Source organism: Curtobacterium sp. B8 (assembly GCF_000333315.1).
Lineage (GTDB): Bacteria > Actinomycetota > Actinomycetes > Actinomycetales > Microbacteriaceae > Curtobacterium > Curtobacterium luteum.
The window spans coordinates 1-2,228 of the sequence record NZ_BACW01000525.1; the positions used below are offsets into that span (position 1 = coordinate 1).

A 2,228-nucleotide genomic window follows, 5' to 3' on the forward strand; every position below is an offset into this window, starting at 1 on the left:
CAGTCCAGGTCGTCTGCCAACGGATCCTCTGGTCTCTCGTTCGGGGACTCCACCTGGGGCACCGCAACGGCAGCGGTCCGTCGGAGCCCGCAGTTCGCTGGGCTCGTCCGTCAGGGGAGCTCGGCCCCTGGTGGGGCTCCGGACGCACGCTCGTGGTCGAGCGCGTGTTGCAGAATGATAACAGCGGCCGCTTGGTCGATCACGGCGCGGGACTTCTTCGTGTTCCGCCCGGCCTGGTGCAGGCCGCGCTGCGCCGTCACCGTCGACAGCCGCTCGTCGACGAGCCGCACCGGCCGGTGTCCGGCGATCCGGGCGGCGAACGCGCGGGCGTCCTCGGTCGAGGGGGTGTCGCCCCCCGACATCGACAGCGGCAGCCCGACGACGACCTCGAGCACGTCGTACTCGTCCGCGATGGCGAGGATCCGCCCGAGGTCGGCGTCGTCGTCGCGGCGGACCGTCTCGACCGGCGTCGCGAGCAGACCGTCCCGGTCGCACACCGCGACGCCGATCCGGGCGCGGCCGACGTCGATGCCGAGCCGACGCCCGGAGCGGATCGCCACGCTCAGGCCGCCAGGCGGGCGGTCACGGCCCGGAGTGCCGCGGGCAGCGCCGCTGCGTCCGTACCACCACCCTGCGCGAGGTCCGGCTTGCCACCGCCACCGCCGCCGAGGACGCCGGCGGCCTCCTTGGCGAGCGGTCCGGCCTGCACGCCGGCGGCACGCGCTGCGTCGTTCGTCGCGACGATCACCACCGGCTTCTCGTTCACGACCGCGCCGAGCACGACGACCGCGGCACCGTCACCGAGCTGGGCACGGACGCCCGTGGCCAACGAACGGAGGTCGTCGCCGGACTGCACGTTCTCGACCGTCTCGGGGACAACGGTGGTCGCGCCAACCGGGGAACGCCTCCCGTGCGATCGCCCGGGCCGCGCTGCTGCAGGTTCGCGGACTCGAACTCCGCGATCCGCTTCTGCGCGGTCTTCAGGTCGTTCATGAGCGACTGGATCCGGGTCGGCAGGTCCTCGCGCGGGGCCTTGAGCGCGCTCGACAGCTGCGACACGATGGTGCGCTCGACCGCGAGGTCGCGGAAGCCCTCGAGGCCGACGAGTGCCTCGACACGACGGTTCGTCGAACCGACGCTCGACTCCCCCACCAGGTTCACCAGGCCGACCTGTGCGCTCGACGCGACGTGCGTGCCACCGCACAGCTCGCGCGACCACGGACCGCCGATGTCGACCATGCGGACCTCGGCGCCGTACTTCTCGCCGAACAGCGCCTGCGCCCCGAGCTCCTTGGCCTCGGCGAGCGGGAGCACGCGGGTCGAGACCTCGAGGTCCGAGCGGATGGCGTTGTTCACGACCTCCTCGATCTCGGAGCGGGTGTCGAGCGACACCGGCTGCGACCAGGAGAAGTCGAGGCGCATGTACCCGGACTTGTTGTACGAACCGGCCTGCAGCGCCTCCGGACCGAGGATGTCCCGCAGCGCGGCGTTGACCAGGTGGGTGGCCGAGTGAGCCTGCGTCGCGCCCCGGCGGTACTCGGCGTCGACCACGGTCGTGGCGGCGTCGCCGACCCCGACCTCGCCCGAGCGGACCTGCACCGTGTGGCTCCACAGGCCGGCGACCGGACGCTGGACGTCGAGGACCTCCAGATCGAAGCCGTTCCCGATGATCGAACCCTGGTCGGCGTCCTGACCGCCGGACTCCGCGTAGAGCGAAGTCTCGCCGAGGATGACCTCGGCGATGTCGCCCGCGACCGCCCGGTCCACGCTGACGCCGTCGACGATGATGCCGAGGACGTTCGTCTCCGCCTCGAGCGCGTCGTACCCGAGGAACGTCGTCTCGCCCTTGGCCCGGAACGCGCTGTAGACGCTGAGGTCCGCGAGCGCGGTCTTCTTGCTCTTCGCGTCCGCCTTCGCGCGGGCACGCTGCTCCGACATCAGGGTGTCGAACGCGCCGCGGTCGACCTGGACCCCGGCCTCCTCGGCCATCTCGAGCGTGAGGTCGATCGGGAACCCGAAGGTGTCGTGCAGCAGGAACGCGGTGTCGCCGCCGATCGCGGGCTTGCCGTCCGCCTTGGCGCGCTCGACCGCGACGTCGAGGATCGTCGTGCCCTGCGCGAGGGTCCGGAGGAAGGTCTCCTCCTCCGCGTAGGCGATGCGCGCGATGCGGTCGTAACCGTCGGCGACCTCGGGGTAGGCGTCCTTCATGGCGTCGCGGACGCCGGAAG

The 2,228-nt window shown here is 71.9% G+C and carries 3 protein-coding genes; all 3 read right to left on the reverse strand.

Annotated elements, in window-relative coordinates; genetic code table 11:
* Positions 1-110: 110 nt before the first annotated feature.
* Positions 111-554: a Holliday junction resolvase RuvX gene (ruvX, locus tag I59_RS13770; RefSeq protein ID WP_031273837.1), complete on the reverse strand. Its 444-nt coding sequence runs from the start codon at positions 552-554 to the stop codon at positions 111-113.
* Positions 555-562: 8 nt separating this feature from the next.
* The gene (locus I59_RS23565) at positions 563-856 is read right to left on the reverse strand and encodes a DHHA1 domain-containing protein (RefSeq protein ID WP_261976582.1); all 294 of its coding nucleotides are present in this window, start codon (positions 854-856) and stop codon (positions 563-565) included.
* Positions 763-2,228: alanine--tRNA ligase-related protein (locus I59_RS20060; RefSeq protein ID WP_261976583.1), on the reverse strand; the 1,466-nt coding region annotated here is incomplete at its 5' end. The genes I59_RS20060 and I59_RS23565, both read right to left, overlap by 94 nt.